Raw genomic sequence first — 15,488 nt, forward strand, 5'->3', positions numbered from 1 at the left:
CCCCTGGTTTCCGCGTCTCCACGGTGTTCGAATCAATGGGTGACCACTCCACACAACGACCGGGAGGGCACGCCCGTCGGGCGGCGCCTGGTGCTCTCCATGCTCGGTCTCGGCGCGGCGGGCGTCGTCACGGCGCCCTATCTCCAGCGGGGGCTCGAAGCCTTCCTCGGCTCGGTGGCCGACACCGACCCGACCGGGCTGACCGGCCTGCTGCCCAACGGGGGCGGGTTCCGCTACTACTCGGTGGCCAGCTCCGTACCCCGCAAGGGTCCTGAGAACTACCGGCTCACCGTGGACGGGCTGGTCGACCGGCCCACCACGTACACGCTCGACGCCCTGCGGAAGCTCCCGCAGACCCGCATGGTCCGTGACGTCCAGTGCGTCACCGGCTGGCGGGTGCCGGAAACGCCGTTCGAAGGCGTACGGCTGTCGCGGATCCTCGATGCCGCGGGGGTACGGCCGGACGCCAAAGCGGTCCGCTTCACCTGCTTCGACGGCACGTACAGCGAGAGCCTGACCATGGAGCAGGCCAGACGGCCCGACGTCCTGGTGGCGCTGAAGATGCGCGACAAGCCGGTCGAGCACGCGCACGGCGGTCCGGTACGGCTCTACGTGGCACCCATGTACTTCTACAAATCGGCGAAATGGCTCTCCGGGATCTCCGTCACCTCCGACGTCCGCCCCGGCTACTGGGAGGAGCGCGGCTATGACGTCGACGCCTGGGTCGGGCGGTCCAACGGCCGCACCGACACCCCGACCGTCTGACCGGCCCGGCGGCCCGCCCTCCGGCCGGCCGGAGCCGGCGCGACCCCGGCTGCGGCGGCGGTTCAGCCGCGCCGAGCGGATGGTCCACCGCGCGACCGGCGTGCTGATGCTGGTCTGCGTGGTGACGGCGGCGTCTCTGTACGTACCGCAGCTCGCCGAACTCGTCGGCCGCCGCTACCTGGTGGTCACCCTGCACGAGTGGTCGGGTCTGCTGCTGCCCGCGCCGTTCCTCCTGGGGCTCGCGTCCCCCTCCTTCCGCGCCGATCTGCGCCGGCTCAACCGCTTCGCGCCGCACGACAAGGAGTGGCTACGAGCCGTGCGGCGCCGCGACTTCCGGCCGGAGTCGCGCCCGGCGGGCAAGTTCAACGCCGGGCAGAAGGTGTACGGCGGCTGGATCGCGGGAGCCGTCCTGGTCATGCTCGCGACGGGCCTGATGATGTGGTTCACCTGGCTGACGCCGCTGGTGTGGCGGACGAGCGCCACCTTCGTGCACGACTGGCTGTCGCTGGCCGTGGGGCTCGTGCTCGTCGGGCACATCGGGATGGCGTTCGCCGACCCGGAGGCACGGCGCGGCATGCGGACCGGATCGGTGGAACGGCCGTGGGCGGAGCGGGAGCACCCTCTGTGGAAGGAAGAGGAGTGACCCGCCCCGCCCGGGGACGTAACCAGCTCAGATGCGACGTGACCGGCTAGACGATCAGCGAGAGCAGCATCACGAAGCCGAGACCGACGACGGAGATGATCGTCTCCATCACCGACCAGGTCTTGATCGTCTGACCGACGTCCATCCCGAAGTACTCCTTCACCAGCCAGAAGCCCGCGTCGTTGACATGGCTGAAGAAGAGCGAACCGGCGCCGATCGCCAGCACCAGCAGCGCGGTGTGGGAGGTGGACATGTCGGCGGCGAGCGGCGCCGCGAGCCCGGCGGCGGAGATCGTCGCGACGGTCGCCGAGCCGGTCGCCAGCCGGATCGCCACCGCGATCAGCCAGCCCAGCAGCAGCGCCGGGATCGACCAGTCCTCGGAGAAGTCGAGGATCATCTGGCCGACGCCCGCGTCGATCAGGGTCTGCTTGAAACCGCCGCCCGCGGCGACGATCAGCAGCACGCCCGCGATGGGCCCGAAGGACTTCTCGATGGTCGACGCGATCCGGTCCTTGGTGAATCCGGCGGCCCGTCCCAGTGTGAAGATGCCGACGAGCACGGCGGCGAGCAGCGCGATCAGCGGGGAGCCGATGACATCGGCGACCTTCTGGACCTGGTTCTCCGGGTCGTCCACGACGATGTCGACCAGTGCCTTGACCAGCATCAGGACGACCGGCAGCAGCACGGTCGCGACGGTGGCGCCGAAGCTCGGACGCCTGTCGCTCTCTTCGGACGGACGCTTCTCCAGCGTCTGGAGCATCCGCTCGGGCGGCTGGATGTCCACCCAGCGCGCGGCGTAACGGGAGAACAGCGGCCCGGCGATGATCACCGTTGGGATCGATATGAGGAGGCCCAGCGCCAGCGTCACGCCGAGGTCGGCGCCGATGGCGTCGATCGCGACGAGCGGACCGGGGTGCGGCGGGATCAGTCCGTGCATGACGGAGAGGCCGGCCAGCGCCGGGATACCGATCCGCATCAGGGAGAAGTTGCCGCGCTTGGCGACCAGCAGCACGACCGGGATCAGCAGCACGATGCCGACCTCGAAGAAGAGCGGCAGCCCGATCACCGAGGCGATGAGGACCATCGCCCACGGCATGGCACGCCCGCTCGCCCGGCTGAGGATCGTGTCGACTATCTGGTCGGCGCCGCCCGAGTCCGCGAGCAGCTTGCCGAGTATCGCGCCGAGCGCGATCAGCACACCGACACCCGCGACGGTCGAGCCGAGACCGGCGGAGAAGCTGAGGATCGTGTCGCCGAGGGACGCGCCGGCGAACGCGCCCAGCGCCAGCGTGCCGATGGTCAGGGCGAGGAAGGCGTGCAGTTTGAACTGGGTGATGAGCAGGACGATGACGGCAATACCGGCGAGAACGGCGATGCCCAGCTGCGTGTTGCCGGCCGAGGTGATCGGTTCCACGGCGTCCGCTGCCAGCGTCTCGACGCTGAGACTGGTCACGGGGGGATCCTTACGTATTGGGGAGTTGACTGGCTTGTCTGTCAGGTGAGTTCGGGCTCGTAGGGCCCTTGGGGACGGTCGAGTGCCGCCAGCGCGGCGACGCCCCGTTCGGTGATCTCCTCGGGGGTGCCCGCCACGTCGACGGTGACGCCCGCCTCGTCGTCGCCCAGGGGCTGCAACGTGGCGAACTGTGAATCCAGCAGGGCGGTGGGCATGAAGTGCCCCTTGCGGTCCGCCATCCGCCGTTCGATCAGGGCGCGGTCACCGGTGAGGTGCAGGAAGAGGACGTCGGGCGCCGCGGCCCGCAGCCGGTCGCGGTAGAGGCGCTTGAGCGCCGAGCTGCTGACCACACCGCCGAGACCGGCGCGGCTGTGCGCCCAGCGCCCGATCGCGTCCAGCCACGGCCGGCGGTCGTCGTCGTCCAGCGGGGTGCCGGCGGACATCTTGGCGATGTTCGCAGGGGGGTGGAAGTCGTCGCCCTCGGCGTACGGGACGCCCAGGGCGGCGGCCAGCAGGGGACCGACGGTCGTCTTGCCGGTACCTGCCACGCCCATCACCACGACGACGTGGGGGGTGTTCATCTGATGCCTCGCTGTCTTCGCATGCTCCGCTGCCTTCGCGATACTGAAACTCATATGTACGACGTATTCAAGGTGTCGTCACTCACTTGTCATATTTTTTCTTCACCCGACCCGCCCCGTAGGCTTCCGCCATGACCACAGAAGGCCGGGGCCTGCATACCCATGTGCTCGACACCCTCGGTCTCGCCATCACGGGGGGCGAATACCCCGAGGGCGGCGTCGTGCGCACCGACGAGGTCGCGCGGCGCTTCGACGTCTCGCGCACCGTGGTACGGGAAGTGGTCCGCGTCCTCGAATCGATGCACCTCGTCCAGTCCCGGCGCCGCGTCGGCGTGACGGTGCGGCCCGCCGCCGAGTGGAACGTCTACGACCCGCGGGTCATCCGCTGGCGCCTCGCGGGCAACGACCGGCCGCGCCAACTGCGTTCACTGACCGTGCTGCGCTCCGCGATCGAACCGGTGGCCGCCGGTCTCGCCGCCACCCATGCCACACCCGAGCAGTGCGCCGCCCTCACGGAGCAGGCGCTCGGCATGGTCGCCACCTCACGAGGACACCAACTGGAGGGCTATCTACGGCACGACGTCGCCTTCCACCGGGTGGTACTCGACGCGTCGGGCAACGAGATGTTCGCCCGGCTCGGAGACGTGGTCGCCGAGGTCCTGACGGGGCGCACGCGGCACGAGGTGATGTTCCACGACCCCGACCCGGCGGCCGTGACCCTGCATGTACAGGTCGCCGAGGCCGTACGGGAGCGGGACGCGGCCCGTGCCGAGGAGCTGACCCGGCAGATCGCCGTCGGCGCCCTCCAGGAACTCGACGTGCTCGCACCCTGACCAGGCGGCGCGTCGGCGCGATGTCAGACTTGGCCCTTCAGGCTCGATGGAGAGGCAGGTCCTGACATGTCGCAGCAGGTGCGAGGCGTTGTGGCGCCCGGCAAGAACGAGCCGGTGCGGATCGAGACGATCGTGATCCCCGATCCCGGCCCCGGCGAGGCCGTGGTGAAGATCCAGGCGTGCGGCGTCTGCCACACCGATCTGCACTACAAGCAGGGCGGGATCAACGACGACTATCCCTTCCTGCTCGGCCACGAGGCGGCGGGCGTGGTGGAGTCGGTCGGCGACGGCGTCACCGACGTCGCCCCCGGTGATTTCGTGATTCTCAACTGGCGTGCCGTCTGCGGCAGTTGCCGGGCATGTCTGCGGGGCAGGCCCTGGTACTGCTTCAACACCCACAACGCCGAACAGAAGATGACGCTGACGGACGGTACGGAACTGTCCCCGGCGCTCGGCATCGGCGCGTTCGCGGAGAAGACCCTGGTCGCCGCCGGACAGTGCACCAAGGTCGACCCGGTCGTCTCACCGGCCGTCGCCGGTCTGCTCGGCTGCGGTGTCATGGCCGGCATCGGCGCGGCGATCAACACCGGCAGCGTCGGCCGGGGCGACTCCGTCGCCGTCATCGGCTGCGGCGGTGTCGGCGACGCGGCGATCGTAGGATCCCGTCTCGCGGGCGCGGCCCGCATCATCGCCGTCGACATCGACGACCAGAAGCTGGCCACCGCCAGGACGATGGGCGCCACCCACACCGTCAACTCCCGCTCCACCGACCCCGTCGAGGCGATCCGCGAACTGACCGGGGGCTTCGGGGCGGACGTCGTCATCGAGGCGGTGGGCCGCCCGGAGACGTACAAGCAGGCGTTCTACGCACGTGACCTGGCCGGCACGGTCGTCCTGGTCGGGGTCCCCACCCCGGAGATGGAGCTCGAACTGCCGCTGCTCGACGTCTTCGGGCGCGGCGGCTCCCTCAAGTCGTCCTGGTACGGCGACTGTCTGCCGTCCCGCGACTTCCCCATGCTGATCGACCTGCACCAGCAGGGCCGTATCGACCTGGGCGCGTTCGTCACCGAGACCATCGGACTCGGCGACGTCGAGAAGGCCTTCGCCCATATGCACGAGGGCCACGTCCTGCGCTCGGTCGTGGTGCTCTGATGGCCGCCACCGGCGCCGCGGCGCGCGTCGACCACCTCGTGACCTCCGGCACGTTCTCGCTCGACGGCGGTACCTGGGACGTCGACAACAACGTCTGGATCGTCGGCGACGACACCGAGGCGATCGTCATCGACGCCGCCCACGACGCCACGGCCATCGAGACCGCGCTGGGCGGCCGGACGCTGCGCGCCATCGTCTGCACCCACGCCCACAACGACCACATCGACGCGGCCCCGGCGCTCGCCGCCACCACCGGCGCGCCGGTCCTGCTGCACCCGGACGACCTGCCGCTGTGGAAGCAGACCCACCCGGACCGGCTCCCGGACGGCGAACTGGCCGACGGCCAGGACCTGTCCGTCGCCGGGATCACCCTCACGGTCCTGCACACGCCGGGCCACGCGCCGGGCGCGGTCTGTCTCCACGCCCCCGAGCTGTCCACGGTCTTCACCGGCGACACGCTCTTCCAGGGCGGGCCCGGCGCCACCGGCCGGTCCTTCTCGCACTTTCCGACGATCATCGAGTCGATCCGCGAACGGCTGCTTACGCTGCCGCCCGGGACGGTGGTCCGTACCGGACACGGCGACTCGACCACCATCGGGGACGAGGCGCCGCAGCTGGACGAGTGGATCCGCTCCGGCGGCTGACCGGACCGTCGCGCGCGGGCCGTGTCGCCGTCTCAGGCGACGCGGTCCCGCAGCGCGCCCGCGGTGGACCACCGCGCGATGTGCTGCCTAACCGTGCTGACCACCGCGGCGGGCTGGTCGTTGAGGTAGAAGTGGCCGCCGGGGAAGACGTGCAGCTGGAAGTCCGCCTCCGTGTGATCGGCCCACCCGCGCGCGTCCACGACCGGCACCTGCGGATCGGAGTCGCCGATCAGCGCCACGACGGGATACGGCACGGTCGCCCCCGGCTCGCTCCGGTACGACATCACGGCCGCGTAGTCGTTGCGCAGAGCCGGCATGATCATGCGTACGACGTCGTCGTCACCGAGCACCTCCGCGTCCGTCCCGCTCATCCGGCGGACGTCGTCGAGGATGTTCTCGTCGCTGAAGAGCTGACGCGTGGTGATGCACCGGCAGCGCGGCGAGCACCGGCCGGAGACGATCAGCCCGAGCACCTCCACGTCCGTGTCGCGCAGCCGCCGGGCGACCTCGAACGCCACGGAAGCGCCCATGCTGTGACCGAAGAGGGTGATCGGGCGGTCCGCCCACTCCAGCAGCTCCCGCGCGACCGCGTCGGCCAGCTCCGGAATGCTCGGTATGCCCTTCTCGTCGCGGCGGTCCTGGCGGCCGGGATACTGCACGGCCAGCACGTCGGTCTCGGGGGAGAGTGCCTTGGTCACCGGAAGGAAGAACGGCGCGGACCCTCCCGCGTGCGGCAGACACACCAACTGGGTGGGCGCTTCGGGTGCCGGCTTGAAGCGTCGAATCCACGGCTTCGTTTCGCTGGGCGCGAGAGTCATGATGTTTCCGTCGCCTCATTCTGGGGGCACACGCCGACTGAGAATTGCATCGCAAACGTGCCAGCACGCCCCCCTGCGGGCAACCCCTATTCCGCTCGATCCCGGCCCCCACCTGGGAGTTCGGGGCGGATGTTAGGGGTGAAGGGGCGGGGCCGTGAAACGCGTAATGCCGACCGGGAAAGAGATCCCGACCGGCATTACGTCAACCATGGTGTCCGAGGGGGGACTTGAACCCCCACGCCCGATAAAGGGCACTAGCACCTCAAGCTAGCGCGTCTGCCATTCCGCCACCCGGACAAGGTGTCCGCCGGACGGCCGAAGGCCGTTCCGACGTGGAAAACCATAGCAAACATCGGGCACTGCCCGATCCACGCCCGGTGGGAGGATGGGGCGACCACCGGCAACGACAGCGGGAGTGAGCAGAGTGAGCGAGTCGAACACGGGCGGGACGGTCTCGGGCGAGGACGAGGTCGTCGATCTCTGCCGCGATCTGATCCGGATCGACACCAGCAACTACGGGGACCACTCGGGCCCCGGCGAACGGGCGGCCGCGGAGTACGTGGCGGAGAAGCTGGCCGAGGTGGGGCTCGAACCGCGGATCTTCGAGTCGCACAAGGGCCGTGCCTCCACCGTCGCCAGGATCGCCGGCGAGGACCCCTCCAGGCCCGCCCTGCTCATCCACGGCCACACCGATGTGGTCCCCGCCAACGCGGCCGACTGGACGCACGACCCGTTCGCCGGCGAGATCGCCGACGGCTGCCTCTGGGGGCGCGGCGCGGTCGACATGAAGGACATGGACGCCATGACCCTCGCCGTGGTGCGGGACAGGCTCCGCAGCGGGCGCAAGCCCCCGCGCGACATCGTCCTCGCCTTCCTGGCCGACGAGGAGGCGGGTGGTACGTACGGGGCGCGGTACCTCGTCGACAACCACCCCGACCTCTTCGAGGGCGTCACCGAGGCGATCAGCGAGGTCGGCGGCTTCTCCTTCACCGTCAACGAGAACCTGCGGCTGTATCTCGTCGAGACGGCGCAGAAGGGCATGCACTGGATGCGGCTCACCGTGGACGGCACGGCCGGGCACGGCTCGATGACCAACAACGACAACGCCATCACCGAACTCTGCGAGGCGGTGGCCCGGCTCGGCAGGCACGAATGGCCGGTGCGGATGACCAAGACCGTGCGGTCCTTCCTGGACGAGCTGTCCGACGCGCTGGGCGTCCCGCTCGACCCGGAGGACATGGAGGGCACGCTCGCCACCCTGGGCGGCATCGCGAAGATGATCGGCGCCACCCTGCGTAACTCCGCGGCCCCCACCATGCTCGGCGCGGGCTACAAGGTGAACGTGATCCCCGGCCAGGCGACCGCCCACGTCGACGGCCGCTTCCTGCCCGGCTACGAGGAGGAGTTCCTCGCCGACATCGACCGGATCATCGGCCCGCGCGTCAAGCGCGAGGACGTGCACGGCGACAAGGCCCTGGAGACCAGCTTCGACGGCCGGCTCGTGGACGCCATGCAGACCGCGCTCGTCGCGGAGGACCCCATCGCGCGGGCCGTTCCCTACATGCTCTCGGGCGGCACGGACGCCAAGTCCTTCGACGACCTCGGTATCCGCGGCTTCGGCTTCGCCCCGCTCAAGCTCCCGCCGGAGCTGGACTTCGCCGGGATGTTCCACGGCGTGGACGAGCGGGTGCCGCTGGAGGGACTGCGGTTCGGTGTACGGGTGTTGGACCGATTCATCGACGCCAGCTGAGCCGTATTCGGCAGTGCGTACGCACCTGACTGGAAAGAGTGAAAGCGACCATGGGCTCGTAGCCCCACTTCCTCCTGCTCGTTACAGATGTGCGGTCCGAGGTTGGGACCGCATTTGCCAACAAGGAGGAATAATGATCAAGAAGGTCGTCGCCGCTGCGGCTGCCACCGGCGGTCTCGTGCTCGCGGGCGCGGGAATGGCCGTCGCCGACTCCGGTGCCCAGGGTGCCGCCGTGGGGTCCCCCGGTGTGCTCTCGGGCAACGTCGTCCAGGCGCCCATCCACATTCCGGTGAATGTGTGCGGCAACACGGTCTCCGTGATCGGGCTGCTGAACCCCGCCTTCGGCAACACCTGCGTCAACGCGTGACGTTGTACCTCGTACCCGTAAGGGTCTGAGCCCGACGGCCCCGGAATGCGCGCCACGCGCTCCGGGGCCGTCGCGCTTCACACCCCAGGCGTTGTGCCGGGGGTCCCCGAAAGGCAGAAGGCAGGAACAAGCTATGAGACAGGTCACACGCAAAGGCCTGATCAGTGTGGCGGCGGCCGGCGGCGTACTCGCCATCGGCGGCGGCTACGCGCAAGCGGACTCGGGTGCCGACGGCACCGCGGCGAACTCCCCGGGCGTGCTGTCCGGGAACAACGTCCAGGTCCCGGTGCACGTCCCGGTCAACGCCTGCGGCAACACCGTCAACGCCGTCGGGGCGCTGAACCCCGCCACGGGCAACGCCTGCGCGAACAAGTCCGACGGCGGTCGCGGCCAGGGTGGCGGCTCCCAGGGCGGCGGCTCGCACGGCGCCGAGGGCCGCACCGACGGAAAGGGCGGCTCGCACGGAGGTTCCGGAGGCGGCGGCTCGCACGCCGACGGCGGAACCGCCAACTCACCCGGTGTCGGCTCCGGCAACCTCATCCAGGTGCCGCTGGACATCCCCCTCAACGTCTGCGGCAACACCGTGGACATCGTCGGCGTGCTGAACCCCGCCGTCGGCAACGAGTGCGCGAACGCGGACACCCCCGCTCCGCCGGCCAAGGAGACACCCGAGACCCCGGGCACTCCCGAGCCCCCGACGGACCGTACGCTCCCGCCGTCCCCGAACCAGCCCAAGGAGCAGACCGTCGAGCCGGCCGCCGAGGGCACCGACGTACTGGCGACGACCGGTGGCGACGGCCTCGGACTGATCATTCCGGCCGGTGCGGCCCTGCTTCTCGCGGGCACGGTCATCTACCGGCGCGCCCGGTCGGCCGCCTAGGCCGCCCTGGTCGCATAGGCCCCACAGGAGCGCGCGCGAGTACGGCACGTGTTCAGCCCGGTACGGCACGGGGCGGACCTCCGCACAGCGGGGGATCCGCCCCGTCGCCGTTCACCAGGTGGCGCGTACCTGACGGATGATGCGTCTGCGCAGCCGCACTCTGCGACTGCCGTCCCTGTGCAGGCTCAGTCGGTCCATTTCCCAGTGCCCGTACTCGGCGTGATCGGTCAGCAGGCGGGTCGCGTCGCTGCGGGACACCCCGCGCGGCACGTACACGTCGACAAATTCGTATTCCGGCATCGCATCTATTGTGCGGCCAGAGCCCCGGTACGGATAGCGTCTGCTCTATGTCTGATGCTGCGCAGCCCACGGCTGCCGAGGTACGTGCCGCCGCCGAGGCGGTCAAGGTCGCGCTGGACCGTCACCTCGCGGCGGTCGAACGCCGCACGGGTGAGGACGACCCGGCGGTTTCCGAAGCGTTCAACGCCCTTGCCACCGCGGCGGAGGCGTACGACGAGCGGCTCTACGATCTCTACGACGAGGTCACCCCGTTCGAGATCCCCGGCACGGACGACTCCCTGCCGCCCTACGCGGGGCCGGAGGAGCCGAACGCGCTCAGCGTGCTGATCCGCCGCGACTACGCGGTGGCGGAGCCGCGGAGACTGCTCGCTCAGGCACAGCGCATCGCCGATGTCGACGGTGACGCCGAGACCGTGGCGGTCGTCGGTGCCAGTGTGCACGCCGCTGTGGGCGTGCTCTTCGGCGAGTACGAGCCGGACGAGATCGCGTCCCGGCACAAGGAGTTCGGCCTGGAGGAGGGCGACTCGACACTCTGGGTGTCGGCCGCCGACGATCTTCCGGAGCCCGGCGAATGGCTCGGCGCCCCCTTCGAGCAGGCCGATCCGCAGCAGGTCGTCTGCCGCTTCGACGTCAGCTCCGTCTTCGATGACGAGGACTTCGACGGCGCCGGGGTCCGGGGCCGGGATCCCCTCGGTGACCTGGAGGAACAGGACGCCTGACCGCGCGGTCCGGCATCGCCGACGGCCCGCCGCCGAATTGGGGGGCGGGCCGTCGGCCGTTCGGGTCACCTGGGGTACCGGCGTCACACCGCGGGCGCCAGCAGCCCCTCCAGGAGCGTCCGGAGCCGCGTCGTCCGCTCGGCCGCAGGCACCTCCGCCACCGCGTGTGCGAGCGCCTGGTCGACGCCGTGGACCACCGACAGATGACGCTCGCCCCGGCCGAAGGCCGTGTAGACCCAGGGCCGGCTCAGGCCCTGCGCCGCGTCGCCGGGCAGGACCACGACGGCGGCCGGCCACCGCATCCCCGCCGCCTGGTGCGCGGTGAGGGCCCAGCCGTGCCGTACGACCGATTCGACGAGCTCCCTGGGCACCAGGACGGGCACCCCGTCGCAGTCCAGCCGCAGCCCCTCCGCGTCCGCCGACACGACCGAGCCGGTCAGCGTCCGGCCCGGTGCGGGTACATAGGCGACCCGGTCGTCCGGGTCGAAGCCGCCGAACCGGCCGGGGCCGGGATTCAGCCGCTCCTTGAGCGCCACGTTCAGCGCGCGCGTCCCCACCGCGCCGCCGTGCCCGACCGTGATCACCTGCGTCTGCCCGGACGGCACACCGATGGCGCGCGGCACGGAGTCGGCCACGAGCTGCACCGTACGGTGCACGGCCTCGCCCGCGTCGCGCACGGGCACGATCACGACCTCCTTGCCGGGCGCGTCGACCTGGTTCAGCTCACCGATGCCGATGCCGGAGACCAGCTCCCCGAGCGGCCCGGGGTCGGGCGTGCGCGAGGCGATCTGCGGGCACACCCGGGCGCCCAGCAGATCCGCGAAGACCCGGCCGGATCCCGCCGACCAGAGCACCCCGGGGTCGCCGCCGAGGACCAGCCGCGCGCCGTCGGGCAGCGACTCCACCAGCGTCGTCGCCGTCTCCACGTCCAGTTGGGGCGCGTCCAGGACGACGAGGAGGTCGAGGTCCAGCGCGCCGTCCGCGTCCCGCCCCGGTCCCTCCGCCCCGGACAGCAGCCCCGCGACCGTCACGGCGCCGTCACCGAGCCGGCGCCGGCCGTTCTCGCTGTGCGCGGCGACGACGGGCCGCAGACCGAGCGCGCGCACGGCATCCGCGAGGGCCACCGGCTCGGCGCGCGCGGCCTCGCCGCCCGTGTGGACCACCAGACCGTGCCCGGCGACCGCGCGGATCAGCTCGCCCGCCGAAGGGGAGGGCGCCCCCGCCGCGGCCTCGTCCCAGGACGCCTCCTGGGCGGTCTTCACCAGCCTGGCCAGACCGTCGGCGAGGCTCTCCTCGGCGAGCGCGTACCGGTCGAGACCGAGCAGGACGGGCGCGGCCTCGGCGACGTCCTCCGCCGCCTCCTCCGCGACCTCCTCCGCCGCCTCCTGCGTCTCCTCGTCGGTGTCCTCCGCGCCGTCCTGGAACACCAGCACGGCGCCCTCCGCGATGGCGTGCCGCAGCGCCCCGTCGGGGTCGGGCACCGACCGCTCCGCCAGTGCGGCGCGCACCGCCGGGAAGGCGAGCGCGGTGTGCCCCCGCAGAGCGGCGCGCTCCAGCAGCCAGCCGACGAGGGCGGCGGACCGCCGCTCGTCCCCGGGACCGCAGCCGTCGCCGAGCAGCGCGCGGGCGAAACCGTCGGCCTGCTCGGGCCGGACCCCGGGGACGGACAGCAGCAGCCACGGATCGGCGCGCAGCGCGTCACCGGCCCGCTCCCCGAGCACCGCCGTGGCCTGCGGGGCCAGCGCCGTCGGCGCACCGCCGTCGGCGAGCACGGCCTCGACGGCCGCCACGGCCTCCGGAGCGGTCACGGGAGCCACCGGGGCGGCCCGCGCGGGCTCGGGAGCCCGCGGCCCGCTCTGAGCCGGTACGGGGGCCCCGGCGGCAGGTACGGAGGGCGCGGCGGCAGCGGGCGCCACCGGAGGGGCCGGCGCCGCCTGACCGCTCTCCATGGCCCGTACGGCGGCGAGCAGATCCGCCGCCTGACCGCTCAGCTTGGCGCCCGCCGGGATGGGACCCTCCTTCTCGGCCTTCCGCTGTGCGATCCGGGCGCGCAGCTCACGCTGCGCGGCGATCTCGGCCTCCGCCTCGGACGGCTGCGCGGGCGCGTCCTCGGCGGACTTCGCCTCGTCCCCGCCCGCACCCTCAGCCCCGTCGCCGTCGCCGTCCCCGTCGCTGTCCTCGGCGACGACCGCCTCGGACGTGGCCTCCTCCGCGACCGCGGCGTCGCTGTCCTCGGCGGGGGATCCGGGGGTCGCCCCCGGGGAAGGCACAGTCACAGGGTGCTCCAGTCCTGATCGGGATAGCGGTGCACGGGCGCCGACACATCGTCGAGCGCCCGGCAGATCTCGTCGGGAAGCCTAAGGCTCTCCACTGACAACGCGGCCGTGAGCTGGTGCGCGTTGCGGGCCCCGATGATCGGGGCGACCACGCCGGGCCGGTCCCTGACCCACGCGAGCGCCACCTCCAGCGCCGTCGTCGCCAGTCCTTCGGCCGCGGTCAGCACCGCGTCGACGATGCGGCTCGCGGGCTCGTCGAGATACGGCTCGACGAACGGCGCCAACTGCTCGGAGGCGCCACGGGAGTCGGCCGGCGTGGAGTACCGGTACTTGCCCGTCAGCACACCCCGGCCGAGCGGCGACGAGGGCAGCAGCCCGACCCCCAGATCGACGGCGGCGGGCAACACCTCGCGCTCCACGCCCCGTTGGAGCAGGGAGTACTCCATCTGCGTGCTGGCCAGCCGGGTCCGTACACCGGGGGAGGCCAGCTGCCAGGTCGCCGCCTTGGCGAGCTGCCAGCCCGAGAAGTTGGACACCCCCGCGTATCTGGCCCGCCCGCTGCTCACGGCTATGTCGAGCGCCTGAAGCGTCTCCTCCAGCGGCGTCCCGGTGTCGAAGGCGTGGATCTGCCAGAGATCGACATGGTCCGTGCCCAGCCGCTCCAGCGAGGCGTCCAGGGCGGCGAGCAGATGCCCGCGCGAGCCGTTGAAGCGCCGGTAAGGATCCGGCACACTGCCCGCCTTCGTGGCGATTACCAGATCGCGGCGCGGCACAAGTCTCTCCACGAGCTGCCCGAGCAGATACTCCGCCTCCCCGCCCCCGTACACGTCGGCGGTGTCGACGAGAGTGCCGCCCGCCTCCCAGAAAGCCTTCAACTGGTCGGCGGCGTCGTGCTCGTCGGTGTCCCGCCCCCAGGTCAGCGTGCCGAGCCCGATCCGGGACACTCGCAGGCCGGTACGGCCGAGATGCCTCTGCTCCATGACCGCTGAGATTACTGGCCGGGGCCCCACTCGCAGTGAGCCTGTGGACAACCCGCCCCCGGCGGAGGCCCGATGGCGGCCCTGACGAATGCCCGCGCCACGCGCTAGAGTCCCGGCACAGAGACGTTACTGATCGGTAAGGGAGTGGTTATGCGGCTCGGCATCAATCTCGGCTACTGGGGCGCCGGCATGGACAGCGACAACCTCGCCGTCGCCCAGGAGGCCGACCGGCTCGGCTACGACGTCTGCTGGGCCGCCGAGGTGTACGGCTCCGACGTCCCCACGGTGCTGAGCTGGGTCGCCGCCCAGACCGAGAACATCGACATCGGTTCGGCGATCCTCCAGATCCCGGCCCGCCAGCCCGCGATGACGGCGATGACGGCCGCCACACTGGACTCACTCTCCGGCGGCCGGTTCCGTCTCGGCCTCGGGGTCTCAGGACCGCAGGTCTCCGAGGGCTGGTACGGCGTCAAGTTCGACAAGCCGCTGGCCCGCACCCGTGAGTACGTCGAGATCGTCCGCCGCGCGATGTCCCGCGAGCGGCTCTCCTACGAAGGCGAGCACTGGACCCTGCCGCTGCCGGGCGGCCCCGGGAAGCCGCTCAAGCTGACCGTCCACCCCGAGCGCGAGCACATCCCGCTCTACATCGCCGCGATCGGCCCCAAGAACCTGGAGCAGACAGGTGAGATCGCCGACGGCGCGCTGCTGATCTTCCCCTCGGCCGAGCATCTTGAGGAGACCGCGCTCAGCCATCTGCGCGCGGGCCGCGAGAAGGCCGGTCTGACGATGGACGGCTTCGACGTCTGCCCGACCCTGCCGATCGCGCTCGGCGACGACATCGAGGCCCTGGCGGACATGTTCCGCCCGTACACCGCGCTGTACGTGGGCGGTATGGGCAGCCGCAAGCAGAACTTCTACAACCAGCTCGCGCGGCGTATGGGTTACGAGCGCGAGGCGGTGGAGATCCAGGACAGGTATCTGACGGGCGACAAGGAAGGCGCCGGCGCGGCCGTCCCGCACCAGCTGATCGACTCGACCACGCTGCTCGGCTCGGTGGAGCGGATCGCCGACCGGATGACGGCGTACGACGCGGCCGGAGTCACGACGCTGACCCTGGCCCCCGCGGGCTTCACTCTCGACGAACGCCTCACGGCCCTGCGCGCCGGCACCGAGGCCCTGGAACTGGCCGGTCTCGTCACCTGAGGCGCTGAGACGCTGAGAGCCTGAGAGGCCCTGGAGGGCGGAGAAGTCTGCGGCCGTGGTGGGGGCTCGGGGGGTCTTCCCCGCCACGGCCGTCACAGAGGACAACGCCCCGGCCCCCACCGGG

Annotated in this window: 16 protein-coding genes and 1 tRNA gene; 10 read left to right on the forward strand and 7 right to left on the reverse strand. The window is 71.2% G+C overall.

Annotated elements, in window-relative coordinates; translation table 11 throughout:
• Positions 1–99: 99 nt before the first annotated feature.
• Positions 100–765 (forward strand): molybdopterin-dependent oxidoreductase, encoded by a 666-nt coding sequence (locus OIE74_RS31175; RefSeq protein WP_329392516.1) that lies wholly within the window; start codon positions 100–102, stop codon positions 763–765.
• Positions 707–1,408, forward strand: a complete 702-nt coding sequence (locus tag OIE74_RS31180; RefSeq protein WP_329389555.1) for a cytochrome b/b6 domain-containing protein — start codon at positions 707–709, stop codon at positions 1,406–1,408. Before OIE74_RS31175 ends, OIE74_RS31180 begins: the two co-directional genes overlap by 59 nt.
• A gap of 46 nt (positions 1,409–1,454) precedes the next feature.
• Here OIE74_RS31180 and OIE74_RS31185 read toward each other — a convergent pair whose 3' ends face one another.
• Both OIE74_RS31185 and OIE74_RS31190 read right to left on the reverse strand, forming a co-directional pair.
• Positions 1,455–2,861 carry a GntP family permease gene (locus OIE74_RS31185; RefSeq protein WP_329389557.1) on the reverse strand — a complete coding sequence of 469 codons (1,407 nt, stop codon included), beginning with the start codon at positions 2,859–2,861 and terminating at the stop codon, positions 1,455–1,457.
• Positions 2,862–2,902: 41 nt separating this feature from the next.
• Positions 2,903–3,442 carry a gluconokinase gene (locus tag OIE74_RS31190; RefSeq protein WP_329389559.1) on the reverse strand — a complete coding sequence of 180 codons (540 nt, stop codon included), beginning with the start codon at positions 3,440–3,442 and terminating at the stop codon, positions 2,903–2,905.
• Positions 3,443–3,573: 131 nt separating this feature from the next.
• Here OIE74_RS31190 and OIE74_RS31195 point away from each other — a divergent pair, with 131 nt between their 5' ends.
• The 3 genes from OIE74_RS31195 to OIE74_RS31205 all read left to right on the forward strand — a co-directional run bounded on the left by OIE74_RS31195 (position 3,574) and on the right by OIE74_RS31205 (position 6,071).
• Positions 3,574–4,275: a FadR/GntR family transcriptional regulator gene (locus tag OIE74_RS31195; protein ID WP_329389561.1), complete on the forward strand. Its 702-nt coding sequence runs from the start codon at positions 3,574–3,576 to the stop codon at positions 4,273–4,275.
• Positions 4,276–4,341: 66 nt separating this feature from the next.
• Positions 4,342–5,427, forward strand: coding sequence for an S-(hydroxymethyl)mycothiol dehydrogenase (locus tag OIE74_RS31200; protein WP_329389563.1), 1,086 nt, complete (start codon positions 4,342–4,344; stop codon positions 5,425–5,427).
• Positions 5,427–6,071 (forward strand): MBL fold metallo-hydrolase, encoded by a 645-nt coding sequence (locus tag OIE74_RS31205; RefSeq protein WP_329389565.1) that lies wholly within the window; start codon positions 5,427–5,429, stop codon positions 6,069–6,071. Before OIE74_RS31200 ends, OIE74_RS31205 begins: the two co-directional genes overlap by 1 nt.
• Before the next feature lie 32 nt (positions 6,072–6,103).
• On the opposite strand, the gene OIE74_RS31210 is transcribed toward OIE74_RS31205, so the two are convergent.
• Both OIE74_RS31210 and OIE74_RS31215 read right to left on the reverse strand, forming a co-directional pair.
• A complete protein-coding gene (locus OIE74_RS31210; protein WP_329389567.1) occupies positions 6,104–6,889 on the reverse strand; it encodes a thioesterase II family protein in 786 nt (261 codons plus the stop codon).
• A 209-nt stretch (positions 6,890–7,098) separates the two neighbouring features.
• A tRNA-Leu gene (locus tag OIE74_RS31215) sits at positions 7,099–7,186 on the reverse strand.
• Between the two features lie 88 nt (positions 7,187–7,274).
• Between OIE74_RS31215 and OIE74_RS31220 the strand changes: the two genes are divergently transcribed.
• The 3 genes from OIE74_RS31220 to OIE74_RS31230 all read left to right on the forward strand — a co-directional run bounded on the left by OIE74_RS31220 (position 7,275) and on the right by OIE74_RS31230 (position 9,886).
• Positions 7,275–8,639, forward strand: coding sequence for a M20/M25/M40 family metallo-hydrolase (locus OIE74_RS31220; RefSeq protein ID WP_443076287.1), 1,365 nt, complete (start codon positions 7,275–7,277; stop codon positions 8,637–8,639).
• Between the two features lie 133 nt (positions 8,640–8,772).
• Complete coding sequence (chpH, locus tag OIE74_RS31225; protein WP_329389571.1) at positions 8,773–9,006, forward strand: chaplin ChpH; 234 nt, start codon at positions 8,773–8,775, stop codon at positions 9,004–9,006.
• Between the two features lie 133 nt (positions 9,007–9,139).
• The gene (locus OIE74_RS31230; RefSeq protein ID WP_329389573.1) at positions 9,140–9,886 is read left to right on the forward strand and encodes a chaplin; all 747 of its coding nucleotides are present in this window, start codon (positions 9,140–9,142) and stop codon (positions 9,884–9,886) included.
• Between the two features lie 111 nt (positions 9,887–9,997).
• On the opposite strand, the gene OIE74_RS31235 is transcribed toward OIE74_RS31230, so the two are convergent.
• Positions 9,998–10,186 carry a DUF5703 family protein gene (locus tag OIE74_RS31235; protein ID WP_023542774.1) on the reverse strand — a complete coding sequence of 63 codons (189 nt, stop codon included), beginning with the start codon at positions 10,184–10,186 and terminating at the stop codon, positions 9,998–10,000.
• A 47-nt stretch (positions 10,187–10,233) separates the two neighbouring features.
• On the opposite strand from OIE74_RS31235, the gene OIE74_RS31240 reads away from it, so the two are divergent.
• Positions 10,234–10,905 (forward strand): hypothetical protein, encoded by a 672-nt coding sequence (locus OIE74_RS31240; protein ID WP_329389576.1) that lies wholly within the window; start codon positions 10,234–10,236, stop codon positions 10,903–10,905.
• Positions 10,906–10,988: 83 nt separating this feature from the next.
• Here the strand turns inward: OIE74_RS31240 and OIE74_RS31245 are convergent, their stop codons facing one another.
• Together OIE74_RS31245 and OIE74_RS31250 are read right to left on the reverse strand one after the other, a co-directional pair.
• Positions 10,989–13,247 (reverse strand): helix-hairpin-helix domain-containing protein, encoded by a 2,259-nt coding sequence (locus tag OIE74_RS31245; protein WP_443076389.1) that lies wholly within the window; start codon positions 13,245–13,247, stop codon positions 10,989–10,991.
• Positions 13,178–14,161: an aldo/keto reductase gene (locus OIE74_RS31250; RefSeq protein ID WP_329389580.1), complete on the reverse strand. Its 984-nt coding sequence runs from the start codon at positions 14,159–14,161 to the stop codon at positions 13,178–13,180. Before OIE74_RS31250 ends, OIE74_RS31245 begins: the two co-directional genes overlap by 70 nt.
• 150 nt (positions 14,162–14,311) lie before the next feature.
• On the opposite strand from OIE74_RS31250, the gene OIE74_RS31255 reads away from it, so the two are divergent.
• Positions 14,312–15,364, forward strand: a complete 1,053-nt coding sequence (locus OIE74_RS31255) for an LLM class F420-dependent oxidoreductase (RefSeq protein WP_329389582.1) — start codon at positions 14,312–14,314, stop codon at positions 15,362–15,364.
• The last annotated feature ends 124 nt before the right edge of the window (positions 15,365–15,488 follow it).

This window comes from Streptomyces sp. NBC_01716, assembly GCF_036248275.1.
Taxonomy (GTDB): Bacteria; Actinomycetota; Actinomycetes; order Streptomycetales; family Streptomycetaceae; genus Streptomyces.